The organism is Limosilactobacillus sp. (assembly GCF_040772465.1).
In the GTDB taxonomy this organism is placed as follows: Bacteria; Bacillota; Bacilli; order Lactobacillales; family Lactobacillaceae; genus Limosilactobacillus.
The window spans coordinates 91,730-114,321 of the sequence record NZ_JAXGYB010000004.1 but is presented as its reverse complement, the minus strand read 5'-3'; the positions used below and the strand labels follow the sequence as shown (position 1 = coordinate 114,321).

Below are 22,592 nucleotides of genomic sequence, written 5' to 3'. Positions count from 1 at the left end.
AGAAGAAAGCTCAAACAGCAACACGCGTGATCCCGCAGGCCAAACCCCAACAGGTGCGCTTTAGTCCCCGCAAGCGTGTTGGAATTTATGGTGGGACTTTTAATCCGATTCACAATGCCCATCTCTTAGTGGCCGACCAGGCGGGGAAAGCACTCTGCCTAGATCGGGTCCTATTTATGCCTGATTACCAACCGCCGCACGTTGACCATAAGGACGCTATCGATGCGCGGGACCGGGTTGCGATGATTAAATTAGCGATTGCGGACAATTCATTTTTTGGTTTGGAAATGGATGAAATCAACCGTCAAGGCGTAAGTTATACCTACGACACGATGAAACGTCTCAAAAAGAAGCATCCGGACACCGATTACTACTTTATCATCGGTGGCGACATGGTCGACTACCTACCAAAGTGGCATAAGATTGACGAGTTGGCAAAGATGGTTCAGTTCGTTGGGGTGCGTCGTCCGAAGGCTGATAATTTCAGCAAGTACCCCGTGATCTGGGTGGATGTGCCACAGGTTGATTTCAGCTCAACTGATATTCGCAAACGTGTTGCCAATGGACGCCCAATCCGTTATATGGTTCCGTCAGCTGTTCAAGATTACATTGAGGAGCATCATTTGTACTATGACAAGCATTGATCACTATACTGAGAAGTTGACGCCGCTGACGCGCGATGAGCTCGTCGACCGCCTGAAAGAAGCGCTAGACACGCCACGTTTCAAGCACGTATTGCGTGTGGAGCAGACAGCTCTGGACTTAGCACAGGCCAATGACGTTGACTTAGAAAAAGCTAGCATCGCCGGCCTTTGCCATGACTATGCTAAGCAACGTTCGGATAAGGACTTCATCAAGGAGATCGACCGTGACGGCTTAGACCCCGATTTAAAGAACTGGGGGAATCCCATCTGGCACGGCCTCGTCGGCGCTGAGATGGTCAAGCACGAATTGGGTGTTTGGGACGAAGATATTTTGAATGCCATTCGTCACCACACGACCGGTGCTGCGACCATGTCCAAGCTCGAACAGGTTATCTACATGGCTGATTACATTGAACCGGCACGCGCTTTTCCGGGTGTTGACCTGGCGCGGGAACTGACAAAGAAGTCATTAGCTTTGGGTGTTGCTTACCAAACTAAGAGCACGCTCCAGTATCTGCTCGATCATGGTTCACCAATTTACCCGGCAACGATTCTAACCTATAACGCCTGGGTACCGAAATACGAAGGAGAAATTAATGGATAATAGTAAAGACTTATTAAAAATGGTAGTCAAGGCGGCTGATGGTCGCCGGGCTTCCGATATTGTAGCTTTAAAGGTAGATCAAATTAGCCCGATGGCCGACTACTTTGTGATCATGACTGGTGGCTCCAACCGTCAGGTGCAGGCGATCGCTAACGCCATTGTCGAAGCGGCCCACGAAAACGGCGTCGAAATCGGCAGTGTTGAGGGCAAAAACAACGCCCAGTGGGTTCTGATCGACCTCGGCGATGTTGTTGTCCACGTCTTCCGTGAAGAGACGCGGCATTTCTACAACCTGGAAAAGTTATGGTCCGAAGCTCCAGATGTTGACATCAGCCAATGGGTTAAAGACTAATGGCAATCTATTCGAGCTTTGCCCAGGTATACGATGACCTTTTCGACGGTTCACAGTATGAGCGCTGGGCAGACTATGCGGATGAACGAATCAAAACTAAACGGCCAGCAGTGCTCGATTTAGCGGGTGGTGCGGGCCGTTTAAGTGTATTGTTAGCCCGGCGGGGGATGGCAATGACCGACCTGGACCAATCAGAAGAAATGCTGAGTCTGGCGAGTGAACACGCGGCGGAGGCTGGTGTTAATGTGCAGCTGATTGCCGCGGATATGCGCAAGCTTGATGGTTTGCCGTCCTATGACGCGATCACGTCATTTGCGGATTCTCTCAATTACTTGCCGGCTCCTGAGGACGTTCAGCAGACGCTCGAACAAGTGTATGCGCACCTGAAAGATGGCGGAGTGTTTTTGTTTGATGCGATCACGCCTTACCAGACTGACGTCATTTATCCTGGCTACATGTACAATTATGAAGATGATGATCAGCAGTATGCCTTTATGTGGTCCAGTTACGCCAATGATGATGTCGAGCACGGGGTGATCCATGACTTGGCGATCTTTCAGCGACAAGACGATGGTTCTTACCAGCGCTTTGGTGAAACCCATTTTGAGCGGGCTTATTCCATCGACTGGTGGCAACAGGCTTTAGCAAACGCTGGTTTCACCGATGTCCTAGCCACTGCTGATTTTGGTAATGCCCAGCCTGATGAGAAGACGCGTCGTTATTTCTTTGAATGTCACAAGTAGGTGAGTGCAATCAAAGCAGTTGGTTTAGTAGCAGAATACAATCCTTTTCACAATGGCCACCGCTATCACCTGACGCAGGCCAAACGATTGACTGGCGACAATGTGGTAGTTGTGGTGATGAGTGGTGACTTTAGCCAGCGTGGGGAGCCGATGATTCTCGATAAGTGGGACCGAGCCAAGCTAGCCTTGCAAAACGGGGTTGACCTGGTGGTGGAACTGCCAATCTTTTACGCAGTCCAGCCCGCCCACATCTTTGCGGCCGGGGCATTGCACTTGCTGGCGGCTTTGCAAGTTAATGACGTCGTCTATGGCGCTGAGCATCCGGACTGGGATTTTACTACGCTCGTGCAGGCGGAGCGGCAATTTTCCAGCACTGAATTTCATCGCTACAATGCCACTTACGCGACGCAATTTAACATGGAACTGCAGCAATTGACGGGCCACCAGTTGACGGAGCCCAACGATATCCTGGCTTTTTCTTACGAAAAGGCACGTCAGCAGCAACATCTGGATCTGCAGCTTCACCCCATCCAGCGTGTCGGCAGCGACTACCATGATTCGCAGCTCGATGGTCACCTCGCCAGTGCAACGGCGATCCGCAATGCCGTTGAGCAGGGGCAAACAATTGATGGAGCCGTGCCGGCATCAACTGCGACGGCGTTGGGACAAGTCAAACACGTGCCAACATGGGATGATCTCTACCCATTATTACGTAATCATCTGATCCAAGCTCCAGTTGATCTGCTCGGCCAGTATTACGAAGTGGCGGAGGGGCTAGAATACCGGATGAAGGACGCGGCTAGTCGCAACTTGACTTTCGCTGACTTCAACCGGGCGGTCAAGTCCAAGCGCTACACTTACGCGCGCTTACTGCGGGCATATCTTTACACTCTGCTAGAGATGACCGTGGACCAGGTCCAAGCTAAGATGGCACATCCATATCTGCACATCCTCGGTTTCAATGAACGGGGCCAACGCTACCTGCACCAGATTAAAAGGGCGGTACCTTTGACTTTAATCACCAACGTCAACCAGAATGTCCGTGACCAGATCTTGCAACTCGATTACCGGGCTGGTAAACTGTATCAGATGTTCAACGGGGTTGAGCAGGATCTGAAGCACGGGCCAATCAGAATAGCTGTCAAGGAATAAACATTGACAACTAATAAGTGACCTAGTATAATTCAAAATGTTGCATTAGGAGGTTTTGGCAATGAAATGGTCTTTACAAGAGGCAAAGCAGTATGCTGACCAACCGCTTCATATCACCAAGACTTTTCAATTGGATTCGGTATTCAGCGCGCGTTTTCCGCAGCAGGTTTTAGGTGCCCAGCCGGTTAAGGTTGATGGTTACCTGACCTACGATCGGGGCGACGCCACTATTTCCGTCAATGTCAAGACGACGATTACGGTGCCGTCGAGTCGTTCACTGGCTCCGGTCGAATTGCCGCTCGATTTTGATTTCACCGAAACCTACATTGGGGATGAGGCCCACCGTGATCGTTACGACGCGGATGAGGTTGTCTTCACGGTAGATCCAGATGAATCCTCAATTGATTTAGATAATGCTCTCGTCGAAAATATCTTCGAACAGATTCCGTCACGAGTGTTGACAGACGAAGAAAAGAAGAACAACGTGATGCCGCACGGTAAAGGCTGGGCGGTTATCAGCGACGAAGAGCATCAGAAGCGCAACGCTAAACAAGTTGATCCACGTCTGGCGAAGTTGAAAAAATTATTTCCTGATCAGGATGAAAAGCATTAGCCGGCGGTTAAAAACCTTTGTGGATGATTATTTTATAAGGAGGTGTCTTCCATGGCTGTTCCAGCACGTAAGAAGTCTAAGATGCGTAAGCGTACTCGTCGGGGTCACATTAAGTTGACGATTCCTGGCTTGGCACCTTGCCCAAACTGCGGTGAACTCCGCAAGTCACACATGGTTTGCCCTAACTGCGGTTACTACGATGGCAAACAAGTTGTTAAGACTAACAACTAATGACTAAATAAACAGAAAAGCTCCGAAGAAACCGGTTCTTCGGGGCTTTTCTTTTGTCTAATGTTACAAACAAGTTGTCAATCCTTTACAAAACGATTGCTTTTCACTACGGCTGCGCTGGTTTTGCTATATTGGACTCTGGGAAAATAATAATCTTGGAGGAAGTTGCCTTGTCAGGGCATAGTATATCTCGCAAAATTATCGGAAAAATGAGCATTGTCACAGCGGCTGCAGCTTTGGCTTTATTGCCTCTGCACACCGCTGCTGCGATGCAACATCATACACATCAGCCAATTAAAATGATTACAAAATTGGCGATTCCAAAGTCAATGTCGGCTGCTAACAGTCTTTCTTCGCTGAGCAGCAAGAGCAGTTCAGACGACAGCAGTAGTTCAAGTTCTAGTTCCGACACTAGCAGCCAGCAATCGGGTAATAAAACAGTTTTGCCAGTCAGTGCCAGCACAGATTTCTTTACCCCGAGCACTAATGGTGGCTTGCGCCCGGACGGAACGGGACAAGTGGCTGAGAACCCGGACACCAATAATGGCGGTGTGGAGCGCTGGTACCTCGGTGAAGAACCAGAAGATATCAAACCGTACTTGCACACTCCACGGACTGCTGGCTTAGCTTACCAAGACCCGGCAGGCTGGTTTAACGGTCGCGGAGTAGCAGCCGATCAGTGTGTGGGCTTTGCTTCCAGCTACTTCTACGCTTTGTGGTCGCAAAAGGGCAGTCAGCAACGCCTGCCACAGGTCAAAGTTGCCATGGGCGGCGATGCAGCTGAAGATTGGGCACACGCCGTTGGTGGTCACGTTAGTTCTGTACCGCATGCCGGTGCTATCGCCGGTACTGGTCACGATCACCCCGAACCGCTGGGTACCAATCCCTACGGTCACACCTTCGTGGTCATTCACGTTTTGGCTAACGGCGACATCATTGCGGCAGAGCAAAACGGCCTGTATTCTGGTGGGAACAACACCCACGGTCCAGCTGCTAACCAGTGGAACTACATGTTGATTTCGCGGCACTGCTACCATGACGTCATCCATGCCCAGTTCTTTACGCCGAGTTATGATGCTGACAACCAGAGCCGTTGGCAGTTGAATTGGTAGAGAATGATTGAAATTGAAACTAGCGCGGACGCGGCCAATGCCGGAGCCCGCGTTGTTGTGTTTATGGCGTGAGTTTTCTGATAAAAAGGATATAATAAAGTCGATTGATCTGAGCAAAATCATAGAATTTTTTTAATGATCTTTGCCAAGCAGGTCGCTAAACTATGCTAAAATTAGAAAGTGTTACGGTGCCTGATGGGTTGCCGAGTTTAATAGAGGGAGTTTAAAAATGAGTCGGATTTTAATTATCGAAGACGAAGAGAATCTGGCACGCTTTGTGGAGCTGGAATTAAAACACGAAGGGTACGAAACTGACGTTGAGCTTGATGGTCGCGCTGGGTTGGATGCTGCACTGAATCAGGACTTTGATGTCATTTTGCTGGATCTGATGCTGCCAGAACTCAACGGGATCGAAGTTGCTCGCCGGGTGCGTGAATTAAAGGACACCCCGATCATCATCATGACGGCGCGGGATTCCGTCATCGACCGGGTTTCTGGACTGGATCACGGGGCTGATGATTACATCGTCAAGCCGTTTGCCATCGAAGAGTTGCTGGCTCGTGTGCGGGCACTGCTGCGGCGGATCAATATTGAGGATGGTAACAACGAATCGCATCAGACCACGGTTACTTACAAGGATCTGACGATCGAAAAAGAAAACCGCGTGGTGCGGCGTGGGGATGAAGTTATCAACTTGACCAAGCGCGAATACGAATTGCTTTTGATCTTGATGGAACACATCAACGTCGTGATGTCTCGTAAGGACCTCTTGAGCAAAGTTTGGGGATACGACTCCGATGTGGAAACCAACGTGGTCGACGTCTACATCCGTTACCTGCGGAACAAGATTGATCGTCCAGGTGAAAAGAGCTACATTCAGACCGTGCGGGGTACTGGCTACGTCATTCGTTCCTAATTTGAAGGTGAAATTTGATGGGTAAACGTCCAATGAAAAAAGGGAATCGCTTTGTGTCATTGAGGGTCAAGTGGGCTTTCGGCACTGCCATCGGTTCAATGATCATCTTCTTGGTCTTGGCCCTGACCCTTGTTTCGGCGTTTACAACAGATTTATTGCGGCAGGAGCGTCATTCTCTGCAAACGAGTATGACCACTGTGGCAAGGCACATCGATGATTCATTTCAAAACGAAAGTCAATTTACTAGCCGTCAGGTCGGCCAGTCACTCTATGAGAAGCCGGATTCTCACGATAAAGATGGATCTTACTACCACCACTCGATGGTGCAGAGCCTAGCTAATTCCAACCTGACGATTAAGGTTTATGATCGCCAGGGTCGGCCGGTCTTTGCGACTGGCAAGACCCAGGCAGGGCTGAAACGGCAGAGTGGTCGGTCTATCCAGCAGACGCGCGGTAAGTTCCATAAGATTTATGTTGGTTATCAGCGCCTGCGGAGTAAGCAGACGGGACAGACGCTGGGCTACCTGCAGGTGGAAAACCACCTGACTTCCTATTACCAGCATGTTCAGCGGATTCACTTGGTCTGCGGTTTGCTGATGATCTTGGTAATTATCGTCACTGGTCTGATGGGTTACTTCCTGTCATATATCTTGCTGCGGCCGTTGAATGACATTCACGACACTGTCGTCGCGGTCCGCAATGACCCGGTTAAAAACATTCGGGTTCCCGAGATGCACCGTCACGATGAGCTTTCCGAGTTGGGCCAGATGGTCAACGAAATGCTGGACCAGATGCAGCGTTACATTGAACAGCAGGGACAGTTTGTCTCCGACGTTTCGCACGAATTGCGGACGCCGATTACGATTATTCAGGGCCACGTCGAGATGCTGGATCGTTGGGGCAAGAAGGATCCAAAGCTGCTGGATTCGTCAATTAAGGCGGTCCTGCAAGAAACGAGCCGGATGAATAGTCTGGTGCAGGAGATGTTGGATCTGAGCCGGGCTGAGGAAGTCGAGGTTCAATTCAAGGGCTCTGAATGTGTCGTCAACGACGTGGTCACCCACGTTTACAATGACTACAAGATGGTTCATCCGGACTTCATGTTTATGCTGGATAACGACCTCAAGAATAAGATTAAGGTGCCGGTTTACCATGACCACCTTGAGCAGATCCTGATTATCTTGTGTGACAACGCTGTTAAGTACTCGACCAAGCGCAAGGAAATCCACATCACCCTGTCACGTAACCTCAATTCAGTCGAGATTGGTGTGCAGGACTTCGGCGAGGGAATCGGCCCTGAGGATGCCAAGCGGGTCTTTGACCGCTTCTACCGGGTCGATAAGGCGCGGAGCCGGAAGAAAGGCGGCAATGGTCTGGGCTTGGCGATTGCTAAACGACTGGTCGAAGGCTATCATGGCACGATTAGTCTGGAGAGTTCGCTCGGTTATGGTTCACTCTTCCGGGTGACCTTGCCGATTGTGGATGAGCCAAAGAAGAAAGGTAAACAAAATTAATGGGGATGGATCAGAGATGATCCATCTTTTTATAGAGTAGAAATAAGGCCCCAGTGTTCGAGTTGCTGAACACTGGGGCCTGTTTTTGTGCTGAATTTCCTGTTTGATCAATATTTAAAGACAAATGTCATTTGATATTACTGAAATTATTTCTATTTATCAGCAGATACGAGAAAAGTTGTTTTTTATCCTTATTTTTTTGAAAATTTTTTGAAATTCGAAATGCTATCTCACAGAAGTGAAGCAGTCAGTAAGCCTTTCGATGTCATTAGACATGTTTTTTGATCTTTCAATTGATCATTGAAAAAGAGAAATAAATCTCTACTATTAAATAATTATTAGAATATTTTACGTAAATAAAAGTATTAGCGATAATTTGGTTGTTTAAAAATTTGTTTCAAGATATAATTGCACTTGTAAGTGAATTTTGACGAAAGTGTGAATTTTTTTACACAATGGTCATACTTTTACTCTGGTTATTTATCTAGTTTTGGGCACAGATGGTGCCTGACAAGATTTGGGGGTATATTGATGGTTTCAAAAAATAATAAGAAGTTGATTCAGGAGAAGAATCGGCGGAATGTTCACCAGCGTTTTGCTCTGCGCAAGTTTAACGTCGGCGTGGCATCTGTGCTGGTCGGTGTGGCCTTCAGCCTTTACGGCGGTGGCCAGCTGGTCGCACATGCTGATACGACCGCTCCTGCCCAAAATGGGGGGGGTTCAAACTGGTTCTGAAACTGGTTCACAAAAGCTGACTAGCCAGAATCATGTAACCCTTACTGCTTCTAGTTCCTCAGCTGCATCGGATGCTAGTGCAACTGAGACTCAGGCTTCTTCCGCGCAAGCTACGAAGCAAGGCAGCAGTGCAGCGCAGTCTGCTTCGAATGATGCTAAGAATTCATCAGCTCAAAGTATGAAGCAAAGCACTAACAGTGCAGCACAGTCTGCTTCTAGTGATATTAAGAATTCATCTGCCCAAACTACAAAGCAGAGCAGCAAGACGGAAAAGTCTACTACGAGTGAGGTCAAATCACAATCAGTTAAGAATGATGATCAGGCAAAGACGTTTACTGGTGCTAAGGCTTCAGGCACTAACAAGACTGTTTTGGACTCAGCAAACAAAGGCACTGAGGTAACTAAGGACGCTAAGACAAGTGATACTGAGACGCTGAATCTTTCGAATGTGAAGAAGAACAGTGCAGTGTCAGCAAATACATTGGCAACATCACTGGTAGAAGAACCGACGAATAGTCAAGAGGCTGTTACTGTTACTGACTGGGACAGCCTAAGAAATGCTATTGAAAAGGGAACTGCTACTGACATTATCATTGGGAAAGATATTAATAGCTCATACAGTAGCTGGCCAGGACAAACTGCCTTTAACATCGCCCACAAGCGCAACATCACTATTGAATCTGCTGCTGGCAAGCGTTACGCAGTGAACTTTAATGGGTACACTGCCTCTTACGGCAGTGGCAGCAACGATAATGCCATAACCTTTAAGAACGTTGATGTTTACGGAACTAGCTACTTTGGCCCAATTAACAATGCCAGAACCTATAATTTCGACAACATGACTTACACTGGCTCCCAGATGGTGTTTACTAACAACGGGACTAGCACTACTGGTACTACCGTTAACTTCAATGGCAATGTCACTGTTAAGTCGCTACATAATTCATACACCTTCAAAGATCCAAAAACCTTAAAAGATAATTCATACTCGGTTCAAGGCGGTAACCAACAAGTCCTTCAGTTTACCAGTGGGGTTAACAAGGTAAACTTTGCGGCTGGCAGCAACGTTAACTTGATTGCTGAAAACAGTCACGTAATTGAAGTTGATGCAGGTGGCTCAGTTGACATTGATGTTGCTAATGGCGCTAACGTTACCCTTGAGCCACACACCGTTACCGCACCGGAAAATTTGAATGGCTTCGCTGCTTACGGTATTAGTCGTGCCATCGCCTCTAAGGGTAAGATGAACCTCACCATTGACCCGAATGCCAACCTGGTAATTAACCTTAACAAGTCCACCAACGATAACCACCTTTCAAGTGCCTTTGACATTGAGTCAGGTGCCACCATTACGGATAATGGTAATTTAACGATTACCTCTACTGATGCTCCAAATATGATAAGCGCTGGCTGGGACGACCCGGTTTATATTAATGGCAAGGCCACTGTTGAAATTGGCAAGAATGCTACTTTTGCTCTCAACGCAACTAATCTAGGCAGCTACAAGGGCCACCTATTCACAGCCGGTGCAGGTAGCACGGTCAAATTGGATCCACACTCAACCTTTAAGATTAGTGGTGATGGAACAAACGTTACTGCCATTAACATGGGCACAGGTGCTACCTTTACTTCCGATCAACCACAAGAATTCAGTATTAGTCTTCCTAACAATGCTGGTAGTGCATCATTTGTTAAGAATGGGACCATTGACTTCACTCGTGTCAAGACTCACCTGAGTGATGGTTCTGACTCAGCACCAATGCACGAAATCAACGTGACATATGGCAGCAATGGCAAGCCAACGATTAACACTATTTCTGGTCCTAACAAAGACGGTGTTAATGCTGTTCAAGGCATTGTCAATGATGCCAATGCTAAGTCAGTTTACTTTACCCTGGCTGGCGAAGACGTTGTATTGAACAACGTTTACTACGACAGTAAAACTCACACTTTGCACGGGAATGCTTCCTCGAACAGTGGCAATCAAGGCAACTACATCAAGGTTGACATCAATGGCGTTACAAACTCAGTTAAGGCAAGTTCTGATACAAATGCTAAGAGCTCTGAATGGGTAGTCGATAAGAACAACCCTAATGGTCATACTGTGACGACTTCTTACCAGGGTGTCACTGATAAAGATGGTAACTTTACCATTTCATTGGTTGATTCCGATGGCAACGCATTGAGTTTGAAAGACACTGATAAGATCAACATTACGGCCACTCGGAACTACGTTGATTCTGAGACTAAGACCATTACGGTTGCTGATGCAAAAGCTGCCGAAAAGCTGGCAACTGCAAGGCAAAACCTGCAAGATGCTATAAACGCAGCTAACAAGGCAAAGGCCGGCTATCAATACCTGAACGATAACAGCACACCTGTCACCGAGAATAAGACTCCTAACCAGTCAGCACTGGATAGTCAACTGAATAATGCTAATGGATTGCTGACTTCAACAGACCCTGATGCAATCACTAAAGCCGTAACTGCTCTTAACACGGCTGTCACTAATCTGAATGGTCAACCAACTGATACCAAGACGTTACAAAGTGAATTTACCAAGGCAGGTACCGACAACGCTGCTGCTCTTGCAGACTCCAAGCTTGCTAACCCGAAGACGACTCTTGGTCAAGCTATTAAAGATGCCCAAACAATTCTGGACAGTGCCAAAGCATATAGTGACGCATTAAGTCAAACTGGTACACCAGAAGATCCAACTAAGGTTGACACTACCAAGACGCCATTTGTAACTCAGAATCAAGTCCAAAATGCTTTGAGTACATTACAAGCTGCCGAAGATTCGACTGCTTTAGATCAAGCTAAGACCAATCTTCGGAATGAACTCAACACAGAAAGCAATGTTGAAAAGACTCACCAGTTCTACAACGATAGCAAGGAAGATAGAGATGCATATACGAAGGCTTTGTCAGCTGCTAATGATGCATTGAAGGGCACTGATACGAGTGCAATGAGCACTGCTTTAGCTAATTTGAAGAATGCATATACTGCACTGAATGGTGATAGAACTTCTACAGGTGACCTTGACACATTAGTTAAGGGCGCCAGCGACGAAAAAAACAGTGATGCCTTCAAGGGTGCTACAGCTGATCAACAAAAGGCTTACACTGATGCCATTAAGGCAGCCCAGGACTTACAAAATAAGAAGGCTGCTTACGATGCCGCAGTGACTAAGGTCGGCGATGAAAAGAATGTTAACACTTCCACTATTCCATACGTTACCAACGATGATGTAAAGACTGCTACGGATAAGATCAATAGTGCCTTGAACGCTATCGCTAAGCAGGCTCTGCAAAACGCCGTTAATGATGAACCAAATGTTAAGAAGACTGAAGCATATACTAAGGCTAGCCGGACTACTAAAGATGCATACAATAGTGCTATTGTTAACGGTAATAAGGTTCTAACCAATCCTGCTTCTACGACTGCTGATTACCAGAATGCTCTGCAGCGGATTACGGACAGCAAGACTGGCCTTGATGGTGACTACAATGCATCTAAGCAGGCATTGCAGGATGCAGTTGACGCTGCACCAACTGAGCGCCAAAAACATGACTACTACAATGCTGATAAGGACGCCCAGGATGCTTACGACAGTGCAATTACTAAGGGTCAGAACATCTTGTCCGAAGCTAACCCAAAGCAGGCCGACATTACAAACGCACTAACAGCTATTAACACCGCCAAGGACAACTTGAAAGGTAAAGCCACTGATAAGACTGCCCTGCAAAATGCAGTTAATGGTGCAGATGCACAAAAGGCAGAACAAAATTACACATCAGCAAGTCAAGCTAAGAAGGACGCATATGACCAAGCAATTAGCACTGGTCAGACGCTTCTGAACGACCCGAACGCAACTCAAGCTGAAGTTGACAACGCAACTCAGGCCATTACTGACGCCATCAACGGATTGGATGGTAACAGCAATGCTACTCAGACTTCCAAGAAAGCTCTACAAACAGCCGTCGATGCCGCACCAGACGTTCGCGCAGATCACGGATACTACAATGCAAGTGATAAAGCCCAGAAGGCTTATGATGATGCCATTAAAGCTGGACAAACTGTATTGAATGAGGCCAACCCAACTAAGGAAGCTCTGGATAATGCTTTGAAGGCCATCAATGATGCCAAGAGCAATTTGAAGGGTAAAGCCACTGATAAGACTGCCCTGCAAAATGCAGTTAATGGGGCAGATGCACAAAAGGCAGATCCAAACTACGCATCAGCAAGTCAAGCCAAGAAGGACGCATATGATCAAGCAATTAGCAATGGTCAGACGGTTCTGAACAACCCAGACGCAACTCAGGCACAAGTTGACTCCGCAGCTCAGAAGATTACTGATGCCATCAATGGATTGGATGGCAACAATAATATTGCTCAACTGAATAAGGCTAAGAATGATGCTAAGCTGGCTATTCAACAAGCATTAAATTCTAAGAAGGAAGATATCGACGGTTTAAACAACTTAACTGATGAAGAAAAGAACAGTTTGAAGAAGCAGGCTAGCGATGCTGCAACTGCTGCTAAGGCTGCAATCGACAATGCCAAGACTAACGCTGCAGTTACTGATGCTGAAAATACAGGGAAGACTGCCATTAGCAATGTCAAGGCACCAGCTACGACTGCTAAGTCAGCCGCTATCGCTGCTATTAACAATGCTTTGGATGCTAAGAATAAAACTATTGATGCAGCTACTAACTTGACTAAGCAAGAGCAACAAGCGCTGAAGGATCAAGCCCAAGCTGCTGCTAAGACGGCTAAGGACAACATCAATAAGGCCACTACTAACGCTGGTGTTAGTGACGCTCAAAATGCTGGTATCAAAGCAATCGATGACATCAACATTCCAAGCTTAGCCGACAAGCAATCCTCCGCTATTGCAGCAATTGATTCAACCCTTGCTACTAAGAAGCAACAGATTTCAAATGCTACTAACTTGAGTGATGCTGAAAAGGCTGACCTGAACAAGCAGGCTGAAGATGCTGCTACTAACGCCAAGGACAACATCAACACGGCCACGACTAATGATGCGGTTGACAAGGCTGAATCAGATGGGATCATTGCTATTAACAATGTCAATGTTCCAACACTGGCTGAACAAAAGACTAAGGCTCACCAGGCAATTGCCGATGCATTGGCTGCAAAGCAAAATGAGATTAAGGCTGCTACTAACCTGTCTCAGGCACAGCAAGATCAGTTAAACAACGATGCTCAGAAGGCTGCTGACGATGCTAATGCTGCTATCGATGCAGCTGCCAACGATGACGCAATCAACACCGCTGAAGCTAATGGGATTGCTGCTATTAACAACGTTACTGTTCCTTCCTTAGCTTCTCGCCAAAGTGCTGCGATCGCTGAGGTCAAGGCTGCTCAGTACGCAAAGATTGCCGACATTAAGAAGGCAACTTACCTGACTACCGATGAAAGCCAAAAGCTGACCGATGATGTTAATAAGGCTGCTGACGATGCAGTTGCAGCTATCAACTCAGCTAAGACTAATGATGGCGTTGATGCAGCTAAGACGACTGGTATTGCCAACATTAACAAGATCAGTATTCCAGCTGACTCAACAGCTAAGACCGCCGCTAAGGCTGACATTGACAAGGCAGCAAATGCCAAGAACGATGCCATCGATGCCAACAAGAACTTGACCAACGAAGAGAAGCAATCACTGAAGGATCAAGTTAATAAGGCAGCGGACAATGCTAAGAGCGCTATCGACAAGGCAACGAGTGATCAAGCAGTTCAGGATGCCCAGAAGAAGGGTACTGACGCTATTGATCAGATCAATGTGCCAACTGACTCGGCAGCTAAGAGTGCCGCTAAGGCTGACATTGACAAGGCTGCAAATGCCAAGAACGATGTCATCGATGCCAACAAGAACTTGACCAACGAAGAGAAGCAATCACTGAAGGATCAAGTTAATAAGGCAGCGGACAATGCTAAGAGCGCTATCGACAAGGCAACGAGTGATCAAGCAGTTCAGGATGCCCAGAAGAAGGGTACTGACGCTATTGATCAGATCAATGTGCCAACTGACTCGGCAGCTAAGAGTGCCGCTAAGGCTGACATTGACAAGGCTGCAAATGCCAAGAACGATGCCATCGATGCCAACAAGAACTTGACCAACGAAGAGAAGCAATCACTGAAGGATCAAGTTAATAAGGCAGCGGACGATGCCAAGAGTGCTATTGACAAGGCAACGAGTGATCAAGGTGTTCAGGATGCTCAAAAGAAGGGTATTGACGCCATTGATAAGATCAATGTGCCAACTGACTCAGCTGCTAAGACTGCCGCTAAGAATGCCATTGACAAGGCTGCAGATGCTAAGAAGAGTGCCATTGATGCCAACAAGAACTTGACCAACGAAGAGAAGAATGCTCTGAAGGATCAAGTTAATAAGGCAGCGGACGATGCCAAGAGCGCTATCGACAAGGCAACGAGTGATCAAGCAGTTCAGGATGCCCAAAAGAAGGGTACTGACTCCATTGATCAGATCAATGTGCCAACTGACTCAACAGTTAAGACTGCCGCTAAGCAGGCTATTAATGACGCTCTGAAGAACAAGCAGAACGAAATTAACAATGCTGACAACCTCACTCAACCTGAAAAGGATGCCTTGAACAAGCAGGCACAAGATGCTGCAGACACAGCTAATGCCAACATTGATAAGGCCACGACTAATGCAGGCGTTGATCAAGCCAAGAGTGACGGCTTGAAGAACTTGAGTAATGTTCAAGTACCAAGTCTTGACGAAGCAAAGGACGCTGCTAACCAAGCTATTGATAATGCTTTAAAGAACAAGCAGAACGAAATCAATGGTGCTGCTAACCTGACTCAGGATGAGAAGGATGCCTTGAATAAACAAGTTACCGATGCCGCTAAGGCCGCTAAGGACAACATCGCTAAGGCAACGACCAATGATGCTGTCAACCAGGCTGAAGCTAATGGTATTGACGCTATCAATGGTGTTCATGTTCCAAGTTTGGCTGACAAGAAGAATGATTCCAAGTCAGCCATCGACAGTGCACTGAAGGCAAAGCAGAATGAAATTAATAGTGCTGCTAACCTTAATAAAGCTCAGAAGGATGATTTGAACAAGCAGGCTCAGGATGCTGCTGACCAAGCTAAGAAGAACATCGACAATGCCACTAATGATGCTGCCGTCAAGAGTGCCGAAACCAATGGTATCAACGCTATCAATGGTATTCATGTTCCAAGCTTAGCTGACCAGCAGAAGCAGGCAGATAATGCTATTAATGATGCTCTTGCTAAGAAACAAGATGAAATCAAGAACGCTAGTCACCTGACTGATGCTGAAAAGGCTGATCTTAACAAACAAGCTACTGACGCTGCTAATGCTGCTAAGGAAAACATCGCCAAGGCAACGACTAACGATGATGTGACTAAGGCTGAACAGGAAGGCTTGAACAACATCAACGGTGTTCATGTGCCAACGTTGGCAGAACAACAAACTGCTGCAAAGGCTGCAATTGCCGCTGCTCAACAAGCTAAGAATGCCGAAATTGACAACGCCAAGGGCTTGTCAGATAATGCTAAGGCTAGTCTCAAGCAACAGGTAGCTGATGCAGCTGATAATGCTAATAAGGCCATTGATACAGCTAATAATGACGCTGCAATTAAGACGGCTGAGGACAATGGTATTGCTGCTATCAACGGCATCCACGTACCAAGTGCCAGTGAAGTTCTGAATCAACAGAAGTCTGACGCCGACAAGGCGATCGACAATGCCCTGAAGAACAAGGAAGACGAGATCCAGAACTCAACTCTGCCACAGGCACAGAAGGACGATCTGAACAAGCAAGCACAAGATACTGCCAAGACGGCTAAGGACAACATCGCTAAGGCTACTAACGCCGGAGATGTAACTAAGGCCCAAAATGATGGTGTCAACGCTATCGACGGCATCCATGTCCCAAGTTCTAGCGAAATTCTGAACCAGCAGAAGAACGATGCGGACAAGGCGATCGACAATGCCCTGAAGAACAAGGAAGACGAGATCAAGAACTCAACTCTGCCACAGGCACAGAAAGACGATCTGAACAAGCAAGCAAAAGATACTGCCAAGACGGCTAAGGACAACATCAACAAGGCCACTAACGCCGGTGATGTCACCAAGGCACAGAACGATGGTGTGAATGCTATTAATGGCATTCATGTACCAAGTGCTAGCGAAATTCTGAACCAGCAGAAGAACGATGCGGACAAGGCGATCGACAATGCCCTGAAGAACAAGGAAGACGAGATCAAGAACTCAACTCTGCCACAGGCACAGAAAGACGATCTGAACAAGCAAGCAAAAGATACTGCCAAGACGGCTAAGGACAACATCAACAAGGCTACTAATGCCGGAGATGTAACCAAGGCACAAAACGATGGTGTCAACGCCATCAACGGCATTCACGTACCAAGTGCTAGCGAGATTCTTACTCAACAGAAGTCCGACGCCAACAAGGCCATCGACAATGCTCTGAAGAACAAGGAAGACGAGATCAAGAACTCGACTCTGCCACAAGCACAGAAGGACGACTTGACTAAGCAAGCCCAGGACGCTGCTAAGACGGCTAAGGACAACATCGCTAAGGCTACTAATGCCGGAGATGTCACCAAGGCTCAAAATGATGGTGTTAAGGCCATCAACGGCATCCACGTACCAAGTGCTAGCGAAGTTCTGGCACAACACAAGGCCGATGCCGACAAGACGATCGACAAGGCTTTGGCTGACAAGCAAAACGAGATCAACAGCTCCAGCTTGAGCGATGATCAAAAGTCGAGCTTGAACCAGCAAGCTGCCGATGCTGCTAAGACTGCCAAGGATAACATTGCCAAGGCTACAACTGCCGATGGTGTTTCCAACGCTGTCTTCGATGGTGTCAAGGCTATCAATGATGTGAAGGTACCAAGCGCTAGTGAAGTTCTCAACCAGCAAAAGTCTGAAGCAATCAAGCAAATCGACGATGCTTTGAATCAAAAGACTGACGAAATTAACGCCGACGACAGCTTGAACGCTGATCAGAAGTCACAGCTGGTTAACAAGGCCGACGATCTTGCAAGCCAGGCTAAGGAAGCCATTAACAGTGCTAGTGACGCCAATGCTATTAGCCAAGCCCTGAACCAAGGCCTGGACAGTATCCGGAACCTCAGTTCTGCTGACATCGACACTAATAACAACCAGAACAACGGTGGCAACAACTCTGGTAACCAAAACGGTAACAGTGGTTCTGACAACACCAATAACAATGGTGCCAACAACGGAGCCGCTGGTGAACTGAACGGTAATAACGGTTCAGCCAACGCTAATGGCGCAAATGCTGGCCATGCTAATGCAGGAACTAGCAATGGTGCAAACCTCAACAACGGTAGCCTTACTGCGATGGCTCACGCTGTGAAGAATGCTAACGCCAACGCCGGTGCTAATGATAACAGCAAGAAGCTGCCACAAACTGGTAATGACAAGAACGAAGCACTCGGTCTGATGGGACTGGCTGCTGCAGGACTTGTTGGATTGTTTGGTGCAGCTAAGCGTGACAAGAAGGAAGACTAAGTTAAACTAGCTTAAATCTCCTAACAACACAAAAAGACGGCTTAACCGTGGAATGTCCACGGCCAGGCCGTTTTTTCGTATTATAAAAATTATGAACGAGCCTCAAATTTCTTAAAACGACTGTAAATCAAGTAAGCGCTGATCAACGAGATGATCAATTCGGTTAACGGCACCGCAGCCCAGACACCATTGACACCGGCAGTAAAGCCTAACAGGATCGTGATCGGTGTCAGGATGAGGTAGCCACGCAGCAGTGAAAGGGTAAAGGCAGTCCGCGACGACTTGATGGAAGTCAGGAAGAGGATCATCAGGATGTTGGCGTTGATAAACATGGCACCGCTGAAGTAAATCGGGACTCCGGTCATCGCAAACTTCGACATCGTTGCTTGGTGCTGATAATTGAAGAGGTTGACGACGGGCTGACGGAAAATCGATAGGATGATGAAGACTGCTAGGCCAATGGCAACCGTAATCTTAATGCCCTGCCAGAAAGCTTTCTTTACGTTGTCATAATTACCGATTCCGTATTCCCGACTCGTAATCGGCTGGATGCCGAGGGCCACCCCGTTGGCCAGAGCCACTGAAATCAGTGCGATATTAGAGATGATCCCGTAAGCGGCAATGGCGTAGTTACCTGCGATGTGCAGCAGAATGATGTTAAAGACAAAGACAATAAAGCCGTTGCTCAGTTCGTTAATTCCGGCGGCCAGACCTAATTTGGCCGACTCGAGAATGGTCTTTAGGCGTGGCTTTGTCCAGAAGAGGGACAACTGACGTTTGGCGAAGTGCCGGTGCCGCGAAAGCACCAACAAGGAAGCAAGTGGCGAGAAGATCGTTGCGATAGCGGCACCCTCCATCTTCAATCCGATGCCGAAAATCAGCAGCCAATCGATCACGATGACGCTAGTGGTTTCGGTTAAGGTCGCGGCCATTGTCAGGCTTGGATGATCATCGTTACGGATAAAATTAATCGACAAGAAGTTGGCCATGTATAGTGGCGCGCAAAAGGCGATGATCGAGATGTAAGTATGCACCAGGTGATAAGTTTGGTTGCTTCCACCTAAGAAATAGATCAGCGGGTGGATGAAGATTTCAATTGCCAGTGTGATCAGAAATCCTAAGATGACCCCGAAGATCATCAATTCGCTGTATGTCGAATGCACGCGTTCGGGATGATTGATCTTATTGAGTGAGTAATAGGCCGCTCCGCCAACCCCAAACATCATCCCCAGACAGTTGAAGAGACTGAACAGTGGTAAGGCGACGTTCAAGGCCGTCAGCCCCATTGGACCCGCAGCGATTGAGATGAAGAGGGTGTCGATCAACAGGTACATCGACATGCCCACCATCGCGGCAATGTTCCGAACAACGTAGTGATTTACTTCATGCTTGAGTTGCATGTTTTTGACCTCCCAAATGGTCGGCCCCACCTCCCCCAAACAGGCGCCTGTCAGTGAAGGACCAGATAGTTAGTCTTGGCGGAACCCGGCGATTCCGCATCCATATTTGTAAGAATTATTCCAACAGAAATCTTATCAGGAAATTGTTGCAATCGTCAACTAGATCAGGATCCCGTCGCAGTGGTCGATTTCGTGTTGGACGATTTCAGCGGTGAAAGCGGTGAGGGTGATGTGACGTTTGTGCCAGTCCATGTCGCGGTAGTCGAGTTCGATTCGTTTGTAACGCTTGGCTGGGCGTTCACCGGTCAAACTGAGGCAGCCTTCCTTGGTTTGATATGGCTGGCTCTTGGCCGTAATCACGGGATTAAACATGACGACGTCAACAGGTCCCATCGAAACGGCAATGATGCGTTTATGGACGTTGATCATGTTGGCTGCCATGCCGACGCAGTGATCATGGTGGGCGGCAAGGGTGTCAGCTAGGTCACGGCCGACCTGACGATCATTTTGACTGGCAGGCTGGGAAATTTGCTGGAGACTGTTTTGGTCGTGGTTGATGGCTTTGATCATTGAAAATTCCTCCTAAAAAAGGCCGGGTGACAAGCCCAGCCTCTGATTTAAATTAATTACTTCTTGTGGTGCTGCTTGCCGGCATTCAACCGCCGCAAGTCGCTGCCACCTTTGCTGTTTCCATTATTATTGCCCTTATTAGCATTCGTACGCCGCAATTGCTCGACAGCAGATTGGTGCTCATCTTGAGCACTTTCCTGGTGCAATGGGGGCAGGTCCACCTTTTTGATCGGGTGATCCTTCATCTGCTGGTCCAGGCGTTTACGCATCCGTGGCCGGTAGGCATTGATTGCAAGGGTTTGAATGACGGCGAAGAGCCCGCCGATGAAGAAATAGATTCCTAAACCGGCTGAAGCCGAAAGGGAAATGAACAGGATCATTACAGGTGACATGATCATCGCCGCAAACATTTGCCGCTGCTGTGACTTTGGAACGCCAATCATTGACAGCCATGCCTGCAAGAGGTAGACGGCAAATGACAGGAAAGCCATCAGTGCACTCGGCTTCCCCAGCGGGATTCCCATGAAGGTAGCGTGGTAAAGCTGCGGGGAATAACGAATCGCGTCATACAGACCAGTGAAGACTGGCAGTTGAATCAGCAGGGGCAGGCAACCGATACCGCCGGTCATACTGATGTTATTTTGCCGGTATAGCTGCATCATTGCTTGGCTGGCTGCAGCTTGTTCTTCCGGTGTCTTGGCTTCCTTAGTCCGTTTTTGAATTTCCCGCATCTGCGGCTGGATCATGTTCATTTTTTCCTGCATCATGGTCGAGCGCTTCATTTGGCTGATCATAATTGGCAACAGGATCAAACGGACGATGACAACCAGTGCCACCAGTGCCCAGCCGTAGTTGTGACCGAGAAAACTAGCCAACCAGTTCATGATGTGCATCATTGGCACACCTAAGTAATGGTAGACAATGCCGTGTGGGTGGGCATGAGAAGGATTTTGAGCGGTTGGGATAATCTTTTGGCAACCACTCAATAATAAAGCCATCATTCCTCCCGATAGAATGAGGCTGAGTCGTTTCTTATTCATTGGAAAATAAAAGATCCTTTCAAAATTAACTTAATGTATCATACTCTATCGGCCAGCAGATTTCCACTGATCTGATGGAGTGATTCCGGACGTTATCAGTATTCAACCGTAAAGGCTCCGTAGTCCTGGACTTGGCCAACCGTTTTTTCAATTTTCGAAATTCTGGCATAAGGTGTCATTCCCCGATCGAGTTGGGCCCTGAATTTCTTCATTTGGTCGTCAGATCCCTGGATTTCGATATAGACACTGCCATCCTGCTCGTTGCGCACAAAGCCCGTCATCTTCAGCTTAGTGGCGGTGTAATAGACCGTACCGCGAAAACCGACTCCCTGAACAATGCCATAGACGTGGAAATGATAGTTAACCATGATGATCCCTCCCAAATAAATCTAAAGCAAACGATGGTATAATAAGCGCACTGAGGTGAAAACAATGCGAGAACAACTGAAATCAGTTCATAACCAACACGTTAAAAATTGGAAAAAACTGGCGACCAAAAAATTCCGCCGACAAACTAACCGTTACCTTTTAGATGGTTGGCACCTTGTCAATGAAGCCTTGCACAACGGAGCTCAGGTGGAGCAGTTAATTGGGACGGCCGCCGAGTTAGATAAACACAGTGATATTGTATCACTTGTCGATGAGGTCTATGAGGTGACTCCCGAAATCATTAAACACATCACGGAAACTGTGTCGCCGCAAGGAATCTGTGCCGTGGCAGAATTGCCGGCTACTTATGGCATTCCCAGCGAAATCAATGGTGCCTGGCTGATGCTCGACAGCGTTCAGGATCCGGGCAACGTCGGCACGATGGTTCGAACCGCTGATGCAGCAGGCTTTGCGGGAGTCGTCGTTAACGAAAAGACGGCTGACATCTTTAGCCCAAAAGTAGTGCGCTCCATGCAGGGAAGTCAGTTCCACTTGCGCCTCTTTAATGGTGACTTAAAGAAGTGGATCGGTGATTTTAATAAGATTAAGGCCCCGGTTTACGGGACGGAACTGAATCCCCAGGCCCGCAACTTCCGGGAGGTTCAAACACCAGAGACTTTTGCCCTGATCATGGGCAACGAAGGGAATGGGATGGACAAGGATTTGCTGGAGTTGACGGACCAGAACCTTTACATCCCGATGCGTGGTCGTGCCGAATCACTGAACGTGGCGGTTTCGGCTGGCATCTTGATGTTTGAGTTGAATAAGGAAGGCGGGCAAGGTCAGCAGGGCTAGATGCACCATTATCATGGGAAGTAAAACGGATTATTTCTGGTGCTCCCGCTTGCCGATTGACTATCAAATGAACTATAATTAAGTAAGCAGGGATAGACCTGCTTTTCTGCGAAGGGGTATTTGCCCGAAGAAGCGCTTTGTTTGATAGAAAAGGGGTCG

17 protein-coding genes are annotated in these 22,592 nt (G+C 47.6%); 13 read left to right on the top strand and 4 right to left on the bottom strand.

The genetic code is table 11. The features are described from left to right. Nucleotides 1-26 precede the first annotated feature (26 nt). The 12 genes from AB3114_RS05295 (at nt 27) to AB3114_RS05240 (ending at nt 18,199) form a co-directional block, all read left to right on the top strand. A complete protein-coding gene (locus AB3114_RS05295) occupies nt 27-644 on the top strand; it encodes a nicotinate-nucleotide adenylyltransferase (protein ID WP_367342327.1) in 618 nt (205 codons plus the stop codon). Then, complete coding sequence (yqeK, locus tag AB3114_RS05290; RefSeq protein WP_367342220.1) at nt 631-1,248, top strand: bis(5'-nucleosyl)-tetraphosphatase (symmetrical) YqeK; 618 nt, start codon at nt 631-633, stop codon at nt 1,246-1,248. Before AB3114_RS05295 ends, yqeK begins: the two co-directional genes overlap by 14 nt. Further along, nucleotides 1,241-1,600: a ribosome silencing factor gene (rsfS, locus tag AB3114_RS05285; RefSeq protein WP_367342219.1), complete on the top strand. Its 360-nt coding sequence runs from the start codon at nt 1,241-1,243 to the stop codon at nt 1,598-1,600. Before yqeK ends, rsfS begins: the two co-directional genes overlap by 8 nt. After that, entirely contained in the window at nt 1,600-2,343 is a 744-nt protein-coding gene (locus tag AB3114_RS05280) for a class I SAM-dependent methyltransferase (protein ID WP_367342218.1), read from the top strand. The genes rsfS and AB3114_RS05280 overlap by 1 nt, the downstream gene beginning before the upstream one ends. Before the next feature lie 9 nt (nt 2,344-2,352). After that, on the top strand, nt 2,353-3,495 hold the full coding sequence (locus AB3114_RS05275) for a nucleotidyltransferase (protein ID WP_367342326.1): 1,143 nt from the start codon (nt 2,353-2,355) through the stop codon (nt 3,493-3,495). Between the two features lie 61 nt (nt 3,496-3,556). Next, nucleotides 3,557-4,108, top strand: coding sequence for a DUF177 domain-containing protein (locus AB3114_RS05270; RefSeq protein WP_367342217.1), 552 nt, complete (start codon nt 3,557-3,559; stop codon nt 4,106-4,108). A 51-nt stretch (nt 4,109-4,159) separates the two neighbouring features. Further along, the gene (gene rpmF, locus AB3114_RS05265; RefSeq protein WP_283583435.1) at nt 4,160-4,339 is read left to right on the top strand and encodes a 50S ribosomal protein L32; all 180 of its coding nucleotides are present in this window, start codon (nt 4,160-4,162) and stop codon (nt 4,337-4,339) included. Nucleotides 4,340-4,548: 209 nt separating this feature from the next. Next, on the top strand, nt 4,549-5,451 hold the full coding sequence (locus tag AB3114_RS05260) for a CHAP domain-containing protein (RefSeq protein WP_367342216.1): 903 nt from the start codon (nt 4,549-4,551) through the stop codon (nt 5,449-5,451). 229 nt (nt 5,452-5,680) lie between these two features. After that, on the top strand, nt 5,681-6,367 hold the full coding sequence (locus AB3114_RS05255; protein WP_367342215.1) for a response regulator transcription factor: 687 nt from the start codon (nt 5,681-5,683) through the stop codon (nt 6,365-6,367). A 17-nt stretch (nt 6,368-6,384) separates the two neighbouring features. Then, nucleotides 6,385-7,881 carry an ATP-binding protein gene (locus tag AB3114_RS05250; RefSeq protein ID WP_367342214.1) on the top strand — a complete coding sequence of 499 codons (1,497 nt, stop codon included), beginning with the start codon at nt 6,385-6,387 and terminating at the stop codon, nt 7,879-7,881. A gap of 531 nt (nt 7,882-8,412) precedes the next feature. Continuing rightward, on the top strand, nt 8,413-8,616 hold the full coding sequence (locus tag AB3114_RS05245; protein ID WP_367342213.1) for a YSIRK-type signal peptide-containing protein: 204 nt from the start codon (nt 8,413-8,415) through the stop codon (nt 8,614-8,616). Further along, nucleotides 8,591-18,199: a DUF1542 domain-containing protein gene (locus tag AB3114_RS05240; protein ID WP_367342212.1), complete on the top strand. Its 9,609-nt coding sequence runs from the start codon at nt 8,591-8,593 to the stop codon at nt 18,197-18,199. Before AB3114_RS05245 ends, AB3114_RS05240 begins: the two co-directional genes overlap by 26 nt. 89 nt (nt 18,200-18,288) lie before the next feature. Here the strand turns inward: AB3114_RS05240 and AB3114_RS05235 are convergent, their stop codons facing one another. The 4 genes from AB3114_RS05235 to AB3114_RS05220 all read right to left on the bottom strand — a co-directional run bounded on the left by AB3114_RS05235 (nt 18,289) and on the right by AB3114_RS05220 (nt 21,577). After that, nucleotides 18,289-19,599, bottom strand: a complete 1,311-nt coding sequence (locus tag AB3114_RS05235; protein ID WP_367342211.1) for an MATE family efflux transporter — start codon at nt 19,597-19,599, stop codon at nt 18,289-18,291. A gap of 159 nt (nt 19,600-19,758) precedes the next feature. After that, the gene (locus AB3114_RS05230) at nt 19,759-20,169 is read right to left on the bottom strand and encodes a peptide deformylase (protein ID WP_367342210.1); all 411 of its coding nucleotides are present in this window, start codon (nt 20,167-20,169) and stop codon (nt 19,759-19,761) included. A 56-nt stretch (nt 20,170-20,225) separates the two neighbouring features. Then, the gene (yidC, locus tag AB3114_RS05225; RefSeq protein ID WP_367342209.1) at nt 20,226-21,209 is read right to left on the bottom strand and encodes a membrane protein insertase YidC; all 984 of its coding nucleotides are present in this window, start codon (nt 21,207-21,209) and stop codon (nt 20,226-20,228) included. 95 nt (nt 21,210-21,304) lie between these two features. Then, nucleotides 21,305-21,577, bottom strand: a complete 273-nt coding sequence (locus AB3114_RS05220; RefSeq protein WP_367342208.1) for an acylphosphatase — start codon at nt 21,575-21,577, stop codon at nt 21,305-21,307. A gap of 64 nt (nt 21,578-21,641) precedes the next feature. Here AB3114_RS05220 and AB3114_RS05215 point away from each other — a divergent pair, with 64 nt between their 5' ends. Beyond that, a complete protein-coding gene (locus AB3114_RS05215; RefSeq protein WP_367342207.1) occupies nt 21,642-22,433 on the top strand; it encodes a TrmH family RNA methyltransferase in 792 nt (263 codons plus the stop codon). Nucleotides 22,434-22,592 lie beyond the last annotated feature (159 nt).